The sequence below is a fragment of the Nostoc sp. TCL26-01 genome (assembly GCF_013393945.1).
Taxonomy (GTDB): Bacteria; Cyanobacteriota; Cyanobacteriia; order Cyanobacteriales; family Nostocaceae; genus Trichormus.
On sequence record NZ_CP040297.1, the window covers coordinates 1,239,742 to 1,256,828 of the forward strand.

Consider the following 17,087-nt stretch of genomic DNA (forward strand, 5'->3'; position numbering starts at 1 on the left):
TTACTGATTCTCTTTTCTCACCTCTAAAAAACATTCCTATCGCTTGCTAAATCAGTTTAAATGCCCGAACTGCCAGAAGTTGAAACAGTCCGACGAGGACTAAATCAATTAACCGTTAACCGGAAAATTACGGGTGGAGATGTGTTGCTGAACCGCACCATCGCCCACCCTTTTTCTGTAGATGAATTTATTCATGGAATTACCGGGAGTACGATTAGTACTTGGCATCGTCGCGGTAAATATCTCCTGGCAGAATTGGCAAGGGGACAAGGGGACAAGGGGACAATTCTTTCCCCCCTCCCCCCATCCCCCCATCCCCCCGGTGGTTGGCTGGGAGTACATCTCCGAATGACCGGTCAATTATTATGGTTAAAGCCAGAGGAAACTTTACACAAACATACACGAGTCAGATTATTTTTGGCAGAACAGCAGGAATTACGGTTTGTTGATCAGCGTACCTTTGGTCAAATGTGGTGGGTTCCGCCTGGAGTAGCCATAGAAAGTGTCATTACTGGCTTAGGTAAACTGGCTGTAGATCCCTTCTCACCTGAATTCACTGTTGAATATTTAGCCAATAAACTACATAATCGCCGTCGTCCTATCAAGACTGCACTATTAGATCAGTCAGTTGTGGCAGGATTAGGCAACATCTATGCTGATGAAGCGCTCTTTAAAAGTGGCGTGTTACCAGAAACTGTATGCACAGATGTGCAACCGAAGCAAGTTGATCTGTTGCGAACCGCGATTATTCAAGTACTAGAAACCAGTATCCAAGCTGGTGGTACAACTTTTAGTAACTTCCTCAATGTCAACGGGATCAACGGTAACTACGGCGGTGTCGCCTGGGTTTACAATCGTGCTGGAGAAAATTGTAAAATCTGTGGTGACATAATCCAGCGCATAAAACTAGGTGGTAGATCCAGTCATTTTTGCCCCCAGTGCCAGCATTAAAAGATATGAGAGACTAAAACCATACCCCATCCTCAATTAAGCTAAAATCCTCTAAGAAGCAACGTAAAAACCTCAGAGGGGACTTATGCCAGTAAAAAAAGGTGAATTGGTTCGCGCCGTCCGTGAGAAACTAGAAAATAGTTTAGAAGCAAAAGCCAGCGACACAAGATTTCCTGCTTATTTATTTGAAAGTCAAGGCGAAGTTGTCGATATTAAAGGTGATTACGCTCTAGTGAAATTTGGAAAAGTCCCCACACCAAATATTTGGTTACGTTTAGATCAAATTGAAGCATTTAAATAAGGATAGAGGCTAGGGGCTAGGCAAGCAGAGAAGCAGGGGAGCAGGGGAGCAGGGGAGCAGGGGAGAATAATTAATCACTACTAATGACTCAGCACGCTGCTCATCGCCGCGCTACTGCTCTAAGCGCAGCCATGCTCTAAGGGCTTTAGAGCACTCCCTCACTCTCTTACTCAGCACTCAATACGTTTCGGTTAAAGAGACAAATAAAGTTTTTAGGTAGATGAGCAAAAATATTTACAGTCATTGCGAGAGAAGCGAAGCAATCACAAAGTCTCTGGGATTGCTTCGCTTCTCTCCGAGACGCTAACGCGAACGCTCGCAATGACACTAACCGAACTGTATTGACTCAGCACTCAGCACTATAATCAATACTTATGAACTTACCATCATTACGGGTTTGGTAATTTAATCGTCTGCTAATCTGCCTTCTACGGTTGCCGATGTTTGTTTATAGAGTTAAAAAAGGCTGTACTATTAACTCTTCTCAACAGAATTCGGGTCAATTGTGGTGGAATTTAATCAGCAAAAATTAGCAGCAGTTCTCCAGGTAGAAAGTCAGTATTCATATTTACCATTTTCACTACATATTTTTGATTGCGTTGCTTCAACTAACCTTACCCTGTGGGAATTAATCGACAAAGGTGCAGGTGCAGGTACAGTCGTCATTGCTACTCAGCAAACAGCTGGAAGGGGACAATGGGGTCGTCAGTGGGTTTCTCCCAACGGTGGATTATATGTTTCTGTGGCTATTTCTCCTCAACTAGCTGCTAATTATGCTTACCAATTAACCTTCGCTAGTGCTTGGGGGATTGCTCATCAGCTACGTGAATGTGGGATAAATGTGGGGATTAAATGGCCTAATGATTTAGTTTTAGATGGTCGTAAACTCGGCGGCATTTTGACAGAAACTAAAATTAATCAAGGTGAGATTACGGAAGCTGTAGTGGGTGTGGGTATTAATTGGTCTAATCCAGTTCCAGAGACGGGAATTAATTTAAAATCCTGGCTAGCTAAGGAAGGAATAGGGGACAGGGGGACAAATCAATTCAAAATTCAAAATGACGCTCGCGGACTCGCTAACGCTGCGCTAACAAAATTCAAAATGAAAGAAGGGGACAATTCTTTCTCCCCATTTCCCCTCCCTCCATCTCCCCCTCTTCCCATCTCTTGTCTAGAAACTCTCACCTCCAAGGTTTTACTGGGAATAGAATCCGGTATGGTTTGTCTTGGGCAAGAAGGAGTAGACATACTCTTGTCTCGCTATGTAGAGTTTTTGGTGAATATGGGCGATCGCGTATCTGTGAATGAACTTTCAGGTATTGTTGTTGGTGTGACAACCCAAGGCAAATTAAGGTTATCTTTGGAGACGGACTGCATAACTGATATAAAAACACCAGAACTTTATCTAGAACCCGGTACAATCAGTTTGGGTTATCGTAATTCTTGAGGTTGATATTCGGTTTGTTTAAAAATTCGCTCTTTGGGCAAGACAAACCACTAGCATCATCTGTTTAGTAAAATTCAACATAACTGAGAGAACAAATGACGCAGCGCAATAACTCTGCCCACAACCGTTCACACCAATCACAACAGCGAAGTTTCCAGCCCAAAAGCTTGGCTTATACTTTACCAGCACAGGGTTTGTGCTTGTTAGGTAGCGTGAGCCTTCTAAGTGGTGGCTTGGTGTTAGCCCAAACGGAAACATCAATAGATAACATCGTTCCTACTATTGAAAATTCTCAGCCTACAGCCGGGACAAATACTGTAAAAAGAGATATTGTTATACCACAAGCAGCACCAATACAGCCAAAATTCTCTGAAAGGCGAACCACACTTAGACAAAGACTGCGTAAACAATCCGTTTCTCAGTCAACGGAGTCAGTTAGACAATCTCCACCTAAGATTGAGTCTAATGAGCCTGTGTTTAGTGTAAGACAATCGAAACCACAGGTTACTCCCACTAAAAACCCAGAAGTTAAACCCAAATTTGCCGAGACACAACGAGTTACCCCGACTAAAAAGCCAGCAGTCGTAACTCCTGATAACTCCTTATCTGATAATCTGCCAGCATTTGCTAAACCCACAAACAACTCGAATAGTGGTGTCACAGCAGAGAAAACCAAGGATTATAACAACGCCTATATTGACCCGATTGACTATGGTGATAAGACAGCCGGGACTTATCAAGCACCAAATTCGGTGATTCTGACAGAACGTGCTAGTGGTTGTCGTACCGTTTTGTCGTCTGGACAAGGGGTATCTGGCAGTGCTTGTGCTAAACCATCCAGTAGCGATCGCCTAGCAAATTCTCGTGGTAAATCAACCCCCACTTGGCTCAGAAGAAGCGAAAATGCTCAATTAGCTACAGTCCCTACAGGCAGACGCTTACTAGCTACTACTAACAATAACAGTAAATGGGGTAATTCTGAAATTGGTGCTGGTAGCGTTACCAAAACAGGCTATCGCCCTAATAGATTTATTCCTAACCCCAGTGATTTTGTCGCCACCACCAGAGTCAGCAATACTCCTCTTGCCCCTAGCGGTGGTACACTACCCCCACCAATGGCTGAAGGTAATATCGTTCCCCGTGACAGTACGGTGGCTTATGACATCCCCCTAGCCTCGGTATTACCACAAATTCCTTACACCAGCACCATTGCTTATCAGGGTACAGGCATGGTTTATCCCTTGTCTGTACCTTCTCCCATTACTTCCTTATTTGGCTGGCGCGTCCACCCCATCACAGGCGATCGCCGCTTCCATGCTGGGACTGACTTGGGTGCGCCCACAGGAACACCCGTGTTAGCAGCCGCCAGAGGTCAAGTAGCAACTGCTGACTGGGTAGGTGGTTACGGTTTAACCGTCATCCTCAATCACAGTTCTGCCCAACAAACCCTCTACGGGCATATGTCAGAACTACTAGTCCAGCCAGGACAATGGGTAGAACCAGGTACAGTCATCGGTCGTGTGGGTAGCACAGGCAACTCCACAGGCCCCCACCTGCACTTTGAAGTCCGCCACCTCACCCAAAATGGCTGGGTTGCCGTTGACCCCGGTGTACAACTGCAAATCGCCCTCAGTCAATTACTCCAAGGCATACAAACCGCCCAAGCACTCCGGGAGCCAGGGAGATAGGGGATTGGGGATTGGGGACAAATCAATTCAAAATTCAAAATTCAAAATGAAAGAAGGGGACAAGGATAATTCTTTCCCCCTCTCCCCATCTCCCCCTCTCCTCATCCTCCCATCCCCCACTCCCCAATTCATAATTACGAATTACGTAGGCGCAAGCCTACTCTTCGAGTTCTCCTTTGGAGTACCCGTAGGGTATTACGAATTACGAACTACAAATACCCATGCTCCAGGAGAAAAGCTGGTGATATGTCTCCAGGACTGTTACTATCTGTAGTTGTGGTGTGTCGTTGACCGGGTTGCAGAAACTTTTCTACATATTTGCCTAAGATATCTCCTTCTAAATTCACTAAGCTGCCAGGGACAAGATAGCGGAGATTCGTCTCGGCATAAGTGAGAGGGATAACTGCCACGGTGAACTGAGATAATTCTGGCTCGTAAGCAGCTACCGTGAGACTAATGCCGTTGACAGTAATGCTACCTTTGGGAACAATGTAACGGGCGATCGCTTCTGGTGCTGTAAAACTCATTTCCCAAGAACTAGCAGTCTGTTCAGCCGCTAGTAATTGACCTACCCCATCTACATGACCCATGACAAAATGACCACCGACTTTGCCTCCTACTCGTAAAGAAGTTTCTAGATTCACATACCCCTGTTGTGCTTGCTGTATGCCTAAAGTTGTCCGGCGCAGAGTCTCTGGGGAAGCTGAGGCAATAAACCCATCCTTTAAAATTTCTGCCACTGTCAGGCAAACACCATCTACAGCTACACTGTCACCGTAAGCCAAATCCGACATAATTGATAATGACTGACTCACACAAGTAATTTGCCAAGAATCGCCCCCTAAAGGCTTGATTGTTCCTAATGCTTGGATTAATCCTGTAAACACGGCTTTTTTGTCAAACTAACTCTATTTATTACTTAATTTTGCGGAAAATCCACTGGTAATTCTCACAAGAATGCCGAAAATTCTGAGTATATTTTCTGACTTTTTTTATTATAAGGTTATTAACACAATGCCATCCTTCACAGGGCATACTTGGTTAAGGAGGTTATTGTCTACAAAGACCAATTTGACTTACTCTGGTGTTCACTACCAGTTCGGAGTTTAATAGAGGCAATTATAGAAAACAATGCCTATGTTTATTTCAGTTTCTACCTACCCGATAAAGGGTATGTTTTATCACCTATCATTAAGCGCTCAAAGAATTGTAGAGACTTAGCCAATGATTGAAATGAAAGTCGCTGGCATAGCATTAGATGCCATAACCCGTAGCCCAATTGTTTTGTTAAAAGATGCTTCAGATCGGCGTGCTTTACCAATTTATATTGGTCAAGAACAGGCAAGAGCAATTATGGGCGCACTGGATAACCAAAAGCCTCCCCGACCATTAACTCATGACCTAATTGTCAATATCCTAGAAGCATGGAGTATGACCCTAGAAAAGGTCATCATTCATTCCTTACAAAAGGATACATTTTATGCAGCATTGATTGTCCAGCAAGGCGAAGTCAAAAAAGAAATTGACGCACGTCCTAGCGATGCGATCGCTGTTGCTCTCCGGACAAATGCTCCCATATGGGTAATGGAAGAAGTCATTGCTGATGCTTCTATCCCCGTTGATCGTGACGCTGATGAAGCAGAACAACAAGCGTTCCGGGAGTTTATTTCTAATCTTCGTCCAGAAGATTTAATCAAACGCTTTGGCAATGGTGATAGCTAGGAAAGTGCTGAGTCATGAGTATAGTTAACAAAGACCGAGCGATTTAGCTCGTGCTGAGAAAGAATAAAGAATAGGACTTAAGTTAAAGTTATCTCTTATACCTATTTCTTGATGTCTTTTGTGACTAATTTTTCAATGATCTAGCGTAAATCTTCAACAAGAGATGAAAATAAAACTTTTTATTTACTCATCACTCATTACTCAGCACTCCGTTTATGCAGTACCGACGCTTTGGTAAAACTAACCTCCACCTCTCGGTTTTTTCGTTAGGAACAATGCGTTATCTAGCTGATAGTGAAAATGCCAAGAACACTATCAACACAGCCTTAGCGCTAGGAATTAATCATCTAGAAACAGCCAGAGGTTATGGTCAAAGTGAAGTGTATCTTGGTCAAGCAATTATCAGTGGCTTGTTAGTACCCCGTTCTCAGCTTCACATCACCAGCAAAATTCCGCCCACGGCTGATGCTGAGAGTATGCGTCGGTACATTGATGAATCGCTCGAACGCTTGCAAGTAGATTATCTCGATTGTCTGGGAATTCATGGTTTGAACACTTGGGAACATCTGGAGTGGGTGCAAGCCAAAGGTGGTTGTATGCTAGCCGTTGCAGAAGCGATCGCTGATGGTAGAGTTAGACACGTTGGCTTTTCCACCCATGGTTCATTAGAGATTATTCAATCCGCCATCAATACAGATTTTTTTGAATTTGTCAATCTGCATTATTACTATTTTTTTCAAAGAAATGCACCAGCAATTGAGTTAGCTACCCAAAAAGATATGGGCATTTTTATTATCTCCCCAGCCGATAAGGGCGGACGGCTTTATACACCACCCCAACTACTTAAAGATTTGTCTCAGCCATTTTCACCTTTAGCATTAAACTACAGATTTTTATTAAGTGACCAACGAATTACTACCCTAAGTGTCGGTGCAGCCAATCCAGAAGAATTAATAGAACCTCTAAAGGTTGCTGATAATAATAGTGATTTAACATCAGCAGAAACCTTAGCTTTTCAACGCCTAGAAAAGCAGCAAAAAACAGTTTTAGGAACTACACAATGTAGTCAATGTTATGCCTGTTTACCTTGTCCAGAAAACATCAATATTCCGGAAGTTCTGCGGTTACGTAATTTGGCAGTAGCTTATGATATGACAGATTACGGACAATATCGTTATGGAATGTTTGAAAATGCTGGTCACTGGTTCCCAGGGATGAAAGCCAACCGTTGTACAGAATGTGGTGATTGTTTACCTCGTTGTCCAGAAAATTTAGATATTCCAGCATTATTAGAAGACACTCACAATCGATTAAGCGGTAAAGCTGGTAGAAGACTTTGGGGATAGCGAAGCACGGCTAACAACATTTCTTACCATAACCGTAAATATTCAGTTATCACTGAAATTGCTAGTTTTTATAATTAAATAAGCTAAAAATCGATTATTCAATTATAAAAAACATGGAAATTAACTATCCAGCCAAGCTTAAAGCAATTTCACTTCATCCACCTTATGCCTACGCAATTATACGGCGATTGAAACATGAAGAGTACAGAAGTAAGCCAACAAAACGGAAGGGATGGATATTAATTCACGCTTCAAAATCAACTGCAAGCGATGATTGTTTTCAACAATATGGGATTAATCCAGCAAATATTAAACGTGGTGCAATTATCGGAGCCTGCAAAATTATAAGCTGTAGGCAAGCTGGATTTGATAACTATGCTTATCAATTATCAGAAGCTTTTGAATTTAGAATTCCCATAGATTGTGCAGGCTCACAATCTATCTTCTGGGGCGCGACTAACGAAGACAGAAAAGTAGTATTCACATTGGCAAGTGAACAGATAAGAAGTTATTTATTAAAGTAATATCGGAATCCGCTTTGATTACTGTTAGCGCAGCTTGGCGCGCCAAGCGCTGCGCTTAAACCAACCTACACATAACTGAAAATCCCTAACTACAGCCAATTACCTACTAAAATAAATGCCGACCAATGATAGGGACGATTATAATCTCTATTGGTAGATGATTGTAAAAATGACAGTTGCGTATTTCTTAAAGCTTCTGATTTAGTAATTTTTCCCCTATTCAATTCTTGGTAAAACTTAATCATAAACTCGGCTGTAGAAGCATCGTTGATCTGCCACAAGCTAGCTAGAGTAGTGCGCGCACCGGCACGAATCGCTACTCCTGCTAATCCCAAAGCGGCGCGTTTGTCACCACTGGCTGTTTCACAAGCACTCAAAATTAATAATTCAATAGGATTAGTACTTCTTTGGTAATTTAAACGCAGTAAGTTATCTAAATCTTTAACATTGATGCGTCCATTCCAATCAAGAATATAGGTTTGTTCGGGGTTGGAACTAAACTTTCCATGAGTTGCTAAATGCAGAATATTGAAAGGTTTTTGATTAATATTGGCTTGGACATTTTTCTTGATAAATGCTTGATTTTCTAGGATCTGATGACGTTGAATATTCTCTTTAATACCTTCTAATTCGACTGCCACATTATCTATTGTGCCTAATCCTTCTTTTTTAAAGCTAGGTGCGTCAGTTGCACCAGCAATTAAAACCCTCAGTACTTCTGTTTGTAGCGGTTTGGCTTCAAGTAGCTGCAATGTCGGGGTGACACTCACAGCATATCTTTCTATCAAATATTTTTGTCCATCGTGCAGAATTGACATGGGTAAATTTCGCAATGAACCATCAAGGACAAAAACTAAAGTTTTAATCTGGCTTTGCTCTCGTGTTTTTGCAGTTTCCAGTTCATCTGCAAACGGTTTAATTAACCAGTCATATATCTGTTGCGATTGTGTTTTTAGTTGTTTTAAACTGGTGCTGGGTCGTTTGAGAGACTTTTGCAGTTGTGTGACGGCTGCATCGATTTGGGTTTCCGAAATATTGGTATGAGCATAATGACGTAAATTATCTGAGCCTGGTAATTTAACAATCACCTCCAAGCGGTTAGCTAAGATAATTGGGTAAATAACGGCGGCGTTGGGGTCTAATTGATCAATATTTACCTGTTTTGGTTGCACACAAGCATCCCCAAAAAAGTTATCTAGTTCTGCTAGTTGTAGTGCTTCCATTACCTGACGCGCTTGAATCAGGTTATCTCGACTTGTTTGTGGCGATGATAAGAGTAAATCAACTAATTGCCGATAAACTGGTTCTGTACTGGCTCTAAAGGAAAACTGAACTTCTGGATTCAGAGCAACTAAATCGCTGCGTAAATTACTGAGATTTTTAAAAGCTTCGGTGTAATATGTAATAGCTTGAGTCGGGGTATTTTCTGCCCGGAGTAATCGCCCCATTTGCCATTGCCATTGATAGCTAATATCTGGTGCGTTAATTGCTTGAGCCAGGACTAAAGCAGACTGAGTATGTTTTTTGGCATTAGACCAATCTCCAGCTTGTTCATAAACTGCACCGAGAGTGCCAAGGGTATAGGATTCTGCCTGTTGATCTGCTAGGTTTCTAGCCTGTTCAATGGCTGTTGCTAGTATCTGGATAATTTGTGGATGCTCGCTTGTTTTCGCCATTTTCAGTAAACTTTTGGCAAAATTCACACGAGCATAAATAGATACTCGACTTGTTGGTAATTGATTCAGGTCGGCTGTGATTTGTGCAATTATAGGTGAAGTTAATGTAAATTGCTTAGTTTCAATTAGTACAGCAAAATAATTCAGTTGAGCTTGAATTTTGGTCGTGGGTAAAGTAGCGATCGCATTAGCTTTCTGATACCGTTCTAAAGCTTGTTGTTTATACTCTTCAGTACGTTGTGTGTCTTTTAATTCTTCAGCTTGGTGGGCGATCGCTAATTCTGTATTTCCTAAATTGAGTAAAGCTGTACTTTCGGCTTCAGGTAAACGCAATCTTTGAGTAATGGTCAAACTCTGGGTTAAAATTTCCCGAGATTTTTCTAAATCACCATTAAATCGGCGCAGATTACCCAGGTTAAGTAAACCATTAACTTTAAGAGGAGAGTCTGGTTGTTGGTAGAGTTGTTGTTCTACTTGCACTAGCAGTTTCTCTGCACGGCGGTAAAGTCCTAAAGTTTGCAGTGCCAAAGCTCTATTAATTTGGCTACCAACAACACCAAGAGTATCCTGAGATTGAATATATAATTTTTCTGCTTTTTCCCAACTGACTAAAGCAGACTCAGTTTGTCCTTGTGCCAATTGCCAATGTCCTAAACTATTCAATACTTGAGCATGAATGCGGCTCAATTTTTTGTCAGATGGTAACTTAGCTAATAAATTTAAACTAGCATCTATTGCAGTTTTTGCTTTCTGCCAATGCCCAAGTTTTTGCTCAACCAAAGACAGTAAGCTCAATGTTTGAGCTTGGTGAGCTATGTCTCCTGAAGTTTGATAAACTTGTGCTGCTTGTTGTAAAAGTTGTGTAGCTACAGCAAATTGCCCGGCATCATAATATTGTTTACCAGATTGTACTAGCGTTAAGGCTGATGTCTGTTGAATTGGACTGGGATAATTTTGAGCAACGACAGGAAATAGGATTGACATACCCAAGCTAAAGCTTAAGCCGAAAATCACCAACACAACTAATCTCAAAGCGCGTCTCATAGACAATAGGAATCAGGGTTGTAACCTAGTTCATTCATTGATTATGAGCAAAAATTTGATCTCTGCACCTGAATTTAACTGAATTTAACTAAAACAGATCATTTAAATTCAACGATATATACCTGATTTTGACTCAATTATTCTTAGCAATTATCAAAGAAGATAGCAATAGTAATCAACAAACTCTTTCTCATTACCTAAGAGGACGTTTGAAAAGTCTGTTTCTTTGTCATGTTGAATGCAGCGTAGCGGAATGAAACATCTCGGTATGTGCCACAAAACCTAGATTCTTCCTGACGCTCCACTCCAGTCAGAATGACATTTTTATACCTACTGAAACTTTTCCAACACCCTCTAATTTGAGGCTAATTGAGAACCTGTAACTAAATGATTTTCAGGAGAAACAAAAATGTCTTGGTGGAATCCATTCGATTGGGTAAGCTGGTTATCGGGCAAAATTTCCTACGCCTTCGATAAAATCGGAGATGGTTTAGATTTTGCCTTTGAGCAAGTCGGCTTAGACTTTGTGGGAGATGGTGCAAATTGGTTAAGTGATAAAATAGGACAAAAAATTCAAGGGACAGTTGATCGAGCTGTTAATTATGTCAAGTCACTGCCTAGTAACTTGGAACAAGATTTTAAGGATCTTTTTAACGAGCAAATCTACACCAATTTTGGTAAATGGTTTGGAACTAACTTATTAAATGCTGCTGAACTGGCGGGAATTCCTGAGATTTTAGAAACAGCCGCAGACATCATTAAGTTTAATACTCGTACCTTAACTGCCAGAGAAAAGGAGCTTGCCAGAAGCGTTTTCGGTGACTCCATTCGCTTAGATTTAGTGCGGATTGATGAATATACCTTTACTGGACTGTTGAACGGCGATCGCGCTTACACTACTTTCCACACGATTAATACTTGGGGTGGCATCAGTGATGATACCTTGATTCACGAATTAACCCATGTTTGGCAGTTTGAACGCTATGGTGCGGATTATATACCCAGGGCGATTGATGCTCAAGCCAACGATGGCTATGACTATGGTGGTGTGAGTGAATTACTCAACCGGATGTTTCAAGGGAAAGGACTCAGTAGTTTCAATTATGAGCAGCAAGCTCAAATTGTTCAAGATTATTACAGTCGGATAGAATCTGGTAACTATAGTGATTTGGGTATCTATGCGTACTATGTCAAGCAGGTTTCTAGCTTACCGCTAAGTCAACTCAATCATAACAATGATGTTCTGATCGGCGGTAATGGCAACGATTACCTCAATGGTGGAATAGGGAACGATGCTATTTATGGTCAAGGAGGAGATGACATTCTCCATGGAGAAGCAGGTAACGATACTCTCGATGGCGGCGCAGGAAACGATGTTCTCAGAGGTGGTGGTAGCGGTGTAGCTTTCGGTGAAATAATCGTCGCCAATTCTGGCTTCAACGTGAATGGAGGCGGTTGGAGTAGCTTTGATCGCTACCCCCGCCAAGTTGCAGATGTCAATGGTGACGGTCGGGCAGATATCATTGGTTTTGGGATTGATACTGTTTATGTCGGCCTCGGTCAAGCTGATGGTACTTTTGGTCCAGGCTTTGCAGCGATCGCTGATTTTGCCCCGAACAATGGTGGTTGGACGAGCTTCAACAGCTATCCCCGCCAAGTTGCCGATGTCAATGGTGATGGTCGAGCAGATATCGTCGGTTTTGGCATCGATACCGTTTATGTCGCCCTTGGTCAAGCTAATGGTACATTTGGTCAACCGATCGCGGCGATCGCTGACTTTGCCCCGAATAATGGTGGTTGGACGAGCTTCAACAGCTATCCCCGCCAAGTTGCAGATGTGAATGGTGATGGTCGAGCAGATATTGTCGGTTTTGGCATTGATACTGTTTATGTTGCCCTTGGTCAAGCTAATGGCACATTTGGTCAGTCCATTGCTGCGATCGCTGACTTCGCCCCGAACAGTGGTGGTTGGAGTAGCTTTGATCGCTATCCCCGCCAACTTGCAGATGTCAATGGCGATGGCCGGGCTGATATCGTGGGTTTTGGCATTGATACTGTTTATGTTGCCCTTGGTCAAGCTAATGGTACATTTGGTGGAGCGATCGCTGCAACTAACCAATTTACCGAAATCAATGGTGGTTGGAATAGTTTCAATCGCTATCCCCGCCAACTCGCAGATGTCAATGGTGATGGTCGGGCTGATATCGTGGGTTTTGGGCAAAATGGTGTGTATGCAGCCCTCGGTCAAGCTAACGGTACTTTTGGCGGAGCAGTCTATGTTCATAATGATTTCAACGTCATTGGCGGTGGTTGGAGTAGCTTTGATCGCTATCCCCGCCAAGTTGCTGATGTCAATGGTGATGGTCGGGCTGACATCATTGGTTTTGGCAATAATAATGTATATGTTGCCTTGTCTGGTGATGGCAATGACACCTTGAATGGCGGAGAAGGCAACGATAGCCTAGACGGAGGTACTGGTAACGATACCCTCATCGGCGGTGGTGGCTACGACACCGCTTTCTACAGCCAATCATATACCAGCTATAATACCTATTTCACCCGTGAGGGATACTTACAAGTCGCAGGTAGCGACGGCACTGACCTGTTAATAGGTATTGAGCAAGTCAACTTTGGTGATGGCGGAGTCTACAAAATTTACAATGGAGATGGGGGTAATAACATCCTCACTGCCGATCCTTTCTACTGGTCTTTTCTTTACGGCGGTGGCGGTAACGATACTTTAACCGGTGGTAACTACACCGACACACTTTATGGAGGCAATGGTAACGATACCCTAATCGGTGGCACTGGCTACGACTTTGCTATCTACAGCGAAGTGTATACCAACTATAATGTCTCCTTTAATGGCAATGGAGATATACAAGTTACTGGTAGTGAAGGGACTGACATACTCAAAGGTATTGAGCAAATCAACTTTGCTGGCGGCGGAGTCTATAAAGTTTACACCGGAGATGGTAATAATAACACCATCATCAGTGATCCTAACTACTGGGCTGTGCTTGATGGCGGTAACGGCAACGACACTCTAATCAGTGGTTACGGCAACGATATCCTCTCTGGTGGTGCTGGAGACGACTATCTGAATGGTGGTTCTGGTGCAGATAAAATGTTTGGTGGTAGTGGTAACGACACCTACATTGTCGATAATACTGCTGATGTAATTACTGAGTATGCTGGTCAAGGAACTGATATTGTCTACGCTACTAGCAGCTATACCTTGGCAGCAAACGTGGAAAACTTAACCTTAAATGGTACTGCGGCGATTAATGGTATTGGTAACGTTCTCAACAACGTTATTACTGGTAATGCTGCCAATAACTCTATTGCTGGTGGCGATGGCAACGATATTCTCAATGGTGGAGCAGGGGACGACTACCTCAACGGCGGCGCTGGCGCTGATAAAATGTTTGGTGGTAGCGGTAACGACAAGTACCTTGTTGATAATGGTGATGTCGTAATTGAGAATGCTTCTGAGGGAACTGATACCGTCATCACAGGCAAAACCTATACCTTGGGAGCAAACGTTGAAAACCTCACCTTGACAGATTCTGCTGTCATCAATGGCACGGGTAACGACTTGAATAACTATATTTTAGGTAACGCTGCCGCTAACATCATCGACGGGAGAGGGGGAGATGATCAAATCAATGGCAGAGCCGGCGATGATGTGATTAATGGTGGTGCTGGCAATGACACAATTGCTGGTGACATTGGCAATGACAACATTGATGGTGGAACAGGTAACGATATCCTCTATGGTAACGAGGGCAACGACACCCTGCGAGGTTCCACAGGTAATGATGTCCTCTACGGTAACGATGGTAATGACACACTTTTCGGTGGCGATGACAAAGACGTATTAACTGGCGGTAATGGTAACGATATCTTAGCTGGCGGTAATGGTATTGATACTCTCTTTGGTGGTTTAGGCGCAGATAAATTCAGATTCAACTCTCGAACTGAAGGTATCGACATCATCAAAGACTTCAACCGTACTGAAGGCGACAAGATTGAAATCATCAAATCAAGTTTTGGCGCTACCTCCCTCAGCCAATTCAAATATAACAGCAGTACTGGTGGTTTATTCTTTGATGCTTCACCCACGGATAATCTGGCAGCTATTCAGTTAGGAACTCTTGAAAATAAGCCGGCTGGTTTCTCAACTCAACTCGATATTGTTCTGGTCTAATTATTTGTAGGTTGAAGCTCAGAGGGTGACAACCTACCTATAAAGTTTGCTGCATAAGAGATAGGGCATAAAAACCACGCTGAAAATAGAAATATGGTGCGTTACGGCTGATTTTTACTTTCTCAAACTTCCAAATCCTTGCACAGCCTTAACACACCCTACCTGAATACTTACTTTATAAATAAGCGCTTATATATTTGCAGCATAATAGTAAATTTATCCGCGCCGTAAGCTAACACAAAAAATGCTAATTATGTACCAATACGGTTCAGTTAAGGCTAAAAACTATAACTGGTGTAGGTTGGGTTGAAGAATGAAACCCAACAGTATCAAGACTTTGTTGGGTTTCGCTGTCGCTCAACCCAACCTACTTTTCTGCTTAACTGAACTAACACAAAAAATGCTAATTATGTACATCAATTAAATATCTCCCCAGTTATTTCTTACTGTTACATCGAGATGTAACAGTTTTTCTTTTTGCCTTATTTTTATACTATTTACATCAGTAGTATTTAAATATTTTTATTGACTAGTTACCGATTGCTCGACATCATTTTTTGGGTTCCAAGCTACGGGAAATAGCTAATTAGTAAAAATTCATTTCTTAAAGTATCTCAAATTATAACGTTCTTGGTATTTTGCAATATAATCTACATTGCGTTGCTCTAATTTGGAAAGTAATTTTGTCGGAAATGTCTTGGGTGAATATGTAGGATTATACCAAGGTTGATTATTAAAATAATCTTGTAAACCAGGAGTGTCAAAACGGCGACCATGACGAGCGAAAATGGTATTTCGCATAATATCTAGTTGCAAGCCATCTTTATTTTCCAAATCTGCATCAGTTACAGGTCTTTCAGATAGCCAAACATAATTGTCGTCGTTGTTGGTTGGGTTGACATCTACTGATTTTGATATATTCGTGGGTTGTGTGGGGGATATCACTACTGATTTTGAAATGCTTGTCGGTTGTGTAGAAGATGTAACTACTGGTGGTGTAACGGGAGGTTGGGAAACAATGGGGGTGGGTGTGATTGATGATGTGACTTCGGGTGTAATCTTTTGTTCTTGTCTAAATACCGAAGCAAAAATTATAGATGCACCAACTAATCCTCCAGCAATTAAACTCCCAAAGAGAATACCTTTTTGATTATTACTGGTAACTGTCGCCTTGGGTGCTACAGGAACAGTGGGTGTCGGTGGTGTAGATACAGGCGATGGGGGAGAGTATGGTTGTGTGGGTGGAATGGGATTGGTAGTGCCTTGCAAAGCGTCTAACATAGCTCTAGCTGTCGGGTAGCGATCGCGTGGATGATAAGCGATCGCCCGATCAATTACACTAGCCATCACGGGACTAATATGACTGGCATACTCTCGCCACATAATCTCACCCATCTGAGGATCTGTTGCTAATTCTTGTGGCTGTCTACCAGTTAATAAATATATAGCTGTCAAACCTAAACTATATAAATCACTAGAATAAACTGGTCTACCTGCGGCTTGTTCGCTGGGCATATATCCAGGTGTGCCAATAACAATGGAACTGGTAGGTAACCCATGGGAGTTTACCACTGTTCCCATCGATTCCCGCACCGCACCAAAATCAATCAACACAGGTTTACCATCACGATGACGCAGAATAATGTTATCCGGTTTGATATCGCGGTGAACGATGTGTTTGGAATGAACGTATTCCAAAACTGGTAACAAACTCACCAAAAGTTCCTGGACAGCGCTTTCACTGAATAACCCCTGCTGTCGCAGTTTTGCTGTCAGTGTATCCCCTTCTATCCACTCCTGGACTAAATAAAATTGCCCGGTTGTCGTAAAGTAAGCATAGAGTACAGGGATTTGGTCGGTCGTTCCCCCCAGTTCTTCTAAAATTGCGGCTTCTCTTTGAAACCTTTCTTGTACTAGCTGGTAGATTTGGGGGTTATTTTGAATTGGTCGTAGCTGTTTTACCACACATCGGCGCTGGGAGGGCATATAAGTATCTTCAGCGAGATAAGTTTCACCAAACCCACCAGCGCCTAATGTCCGAATAACTTGATAGCGATCGTTTAACAGCTGTGTTGTCATAAGAGACGCAGAAGTTTAGGGACTAGTCATTACAGTATGACAAAGCGAAAATCAACAGTCAAAAGACTTAGAGGTTTTTTGAAAAGTTTTTAGTACATA

11 protein-coding genes are annotated in these 17,087 nt (G+C 42.4%); 8 read left to right on the top strand and 3 right to left on the bottom strand.

Features of this window, described 5'->3' with window-relative positions; all coding sequences use genetic code 11:
• The first annotated feature begins 60 nt into the window (after positions 1-60).
• The 4 genes from FD725_RS05235 (at position 61) to FD725_RS05255 (ending at position 4,387) form a co-directional block, all read left to right on the top strand.
• Complete coding sequence (locus FD725_RS05235; RefSeq protein WP_179047145.1) at positions 61-951, top strand: DNA-formamidopyrimidine glycosylase; 891 nt, start codon at positions 61-63, stop codon at positions 949-951.
• A gap of 85 nt (positions 952-1,036) precedes the next feature.
• Positions 1,037-1,252 (top strand): NAD(P)H-quinone oxidoreductase subunit O, encoded by a 216-nt coding sequence (locus tag FD725_RS05240; RefSeq protein ID WP_179047146.1) that lies wholly within the window; start codon positions 1,037-1,039, stop codon positions 1,250-1,252.
• A 502-nt stretch (positions 1,253-1,754) separates the two neighbouring features.
• The gene (locus tag FD725_RS32320; RefSeq protein WP_256871928.1) at positions 1,755-2,699 is read left to right on the top strand and encodes a biotin--[acetyl-CoA-carboxylase] ligase; all 945 of its coding nucleotides are present in this window, start codon (positions 1,755-1,757) and stop codon (positions 2,697-2,699) included.
• A 95-nt stretch (positions 2,700-2,794) separates the two neighbouring features.
• Positions 2,795-4,387, top strand: a complete 1,593-nt coding sequence (locus FD725_RS05255; protein ID WP_179047147.1) for a M23 family metallopeptidase — start codon at positions 2,795-2,797, stop codon at positions 4,385-4,387.
• 209 nt (positions 4,388-4,596) lie between these two features.
• Here FD725_RS05255 and FD725_RS05260 read toward each other — a convergent pair whose 3' ends face one another.
• Positions 4,597-5,274: a riboflavin synthase gene (locus FD725_RS05260; RefSeq protein ID WP_179047148.1), complete on the bottom strand. Its 678-nt coding sequence runs from the start codon at positions 5,272-5,274 to the stop codon at positions 4,597-4,599.
• A 337-nt stretch (positions 5,275-5,611) separates the two neighbouring features.
• Here FD725_RS05260 and FD725_RS05265 point away from each other — a divergent pair, with 337 nt between their 5' ends.
• The 3 genes from FD725_RS05265 (at position 5,612) to FD725_RS05275 (ending at position 7,979) form a co-directional block, all read left to right on the top strand.
• Positions 5,612-6,109 (top strand): bifunctional nuclease family protein, encoded by a 498-nt coding sequence (locus tag FD725_RS05265; RefSeq protein WP_179047149.1) that lies wholly within the window; start codon positions 5,612-5,614, stop codon positions 6,107-6,109.
• Positions 6,110-6,324: 215 nt separating this feature from the next.
• Positions 6,325-7,455, top strand: a complete 1,131-nt coding sequence (locus FD725_RS05270; protein ID WP_179047150.1) for an aldo/keto reductase — start codon at positions 6,325-6,327, stop codon at positions 7,453-7,455.
• 113 nt (positions 7,456-7,568) lie between these two features.
• Positions 7,569-7,979 carry an ASCH domain-containing protein gene (locus FD725_RS05275; RefSeq protein ID WP_179047151.1) on the top strand — a complete coding sequence of 137 codons (411 nt, stop codon included), beginning with the start codon at positions 7,569-7,571 and terminating at the stop codon, positions 7,977-7,979.
• A gap of 89 nt (positions 7,980-8,068) precedes the next feature.
• Here the strand turns inward: FD725_RS05275 and FD725_RS05280 are convergent, their stop codons facing one another.
• Positions 8,069-10,699, bottom strand: a complete 2,631-nt coding sequence (locus FD725_RS05280; protein WP_179047152.1) for a CHAT domain-containing protein — start codon at positions 10,697-10,699, stop codon at positions 8,069-8,071.
• Positions 10,700-11,108: 409 nt separating this feature from the next.
• Here FD725_RS05280 and FD725_RS32330 point away from each other — a divergent pair, with 409 nt between their 5' ends.
• The gene (locus tag FD725_RS32330; RefSeq protein ID WP_179047153.1) at positions 11,109-14,909 is read left to right on the top strand and encodes an FG-GAP-like repeat-containing protein; all 3,801 of its coding nucleotides are present in this window, start codon (positions 11,109-11,111) and stop codon (positions 14,907-14,909) included.
• A gap of 597 nt (positions 14,910-15,506) precedes the next feature.
• On the opposite strand, the gene FD725_RS05290 is transcribed toward FD725_RS32330, so the two are convergent.
• Positions 15,507-16,988 carry a YARHG domain-containing protein gene (locus FD725_RS05290; RefSeq protein ID WP_179047154.1) on the bottom strand — a complete coding sequence of 494 codons (1,482 nt, stop codon included), beginning with the start codon at positions 16,986-16,988 and terminating at the stop codon, positions 15,507-15,509.
• Positions 16,989-17,087 lie beyond the last annotated feature (99 nt).

What these genes read in the sequence shown, in the direction of transcription:
- FD725_RS05290 (WP_179047154.1), bottom strand. Translation starts at nt 16,988, where the DNA reads ATGACAACACAGCTGTTAAACGATCGCTATCAAGTTATTCGGACATTA.
- FD725_RS05240 (WP_179047146.1), top strand. Translation starts at nt 1,037, where the DNA reads ATGCCAGTAAAAAAAGGTGAATTGGTTCGCGCCGTCCGTGAGAAACTA.
- FD725_RS32330 (WP_179047153.1), top strand. Translation starts at nt 11,109, where the DNA reads ATGTCTTGGTGGAATCCATTCGATTGGGTAAGCTGGTTATCGGGCAAA.
- FD725_RS05270 (WP_179047150.1), top strand. Translation starts at nt 6,325, where the DNA reads ATGCAGTACCGACGCTTTGGTAAAACTAACCTCCACCTCTCGGTTTTT.
- FD725_RS05275 (WP_179047151.1), top strand. Translation starts at nt 7,569, where the DNA reads ATGGAAATTAACTATCCAGCCAAGCTTAAAGCAATTTCACTTCATCCA.
- FD725_RS05265 (WP_179047149.1), top strand. Translation starts at nt 5,612, where the DNA reads ATGATTGAAATGAAAGTCGCTGGCATAGCATTAGATGCCATAACCCGT.
- FD725_RS05280 (WP_179047152.1), bottom strand. Translation starts at nt 10,699, where the DNA reads ATGAGACGCGCTTTGAGATTAGTTGTGTTGGTGATTTTCGGCTTAAGC.
- FD725_RS05255 (WP_179047147.1), top strand. Translation starts at nt 2,795, where the DNA reads ATGACGCAGCGCAATAACTCTGCCCACAACCGTTCACACCAATCACAA.
- FD725_RS05235 (WP_179047145.1), top strand. Translation starts at nt 61, where the DNA reads ATGCCCGAACTGCCAGAAGTTGAAACAGTCCGACGAGGACTAAATCAA.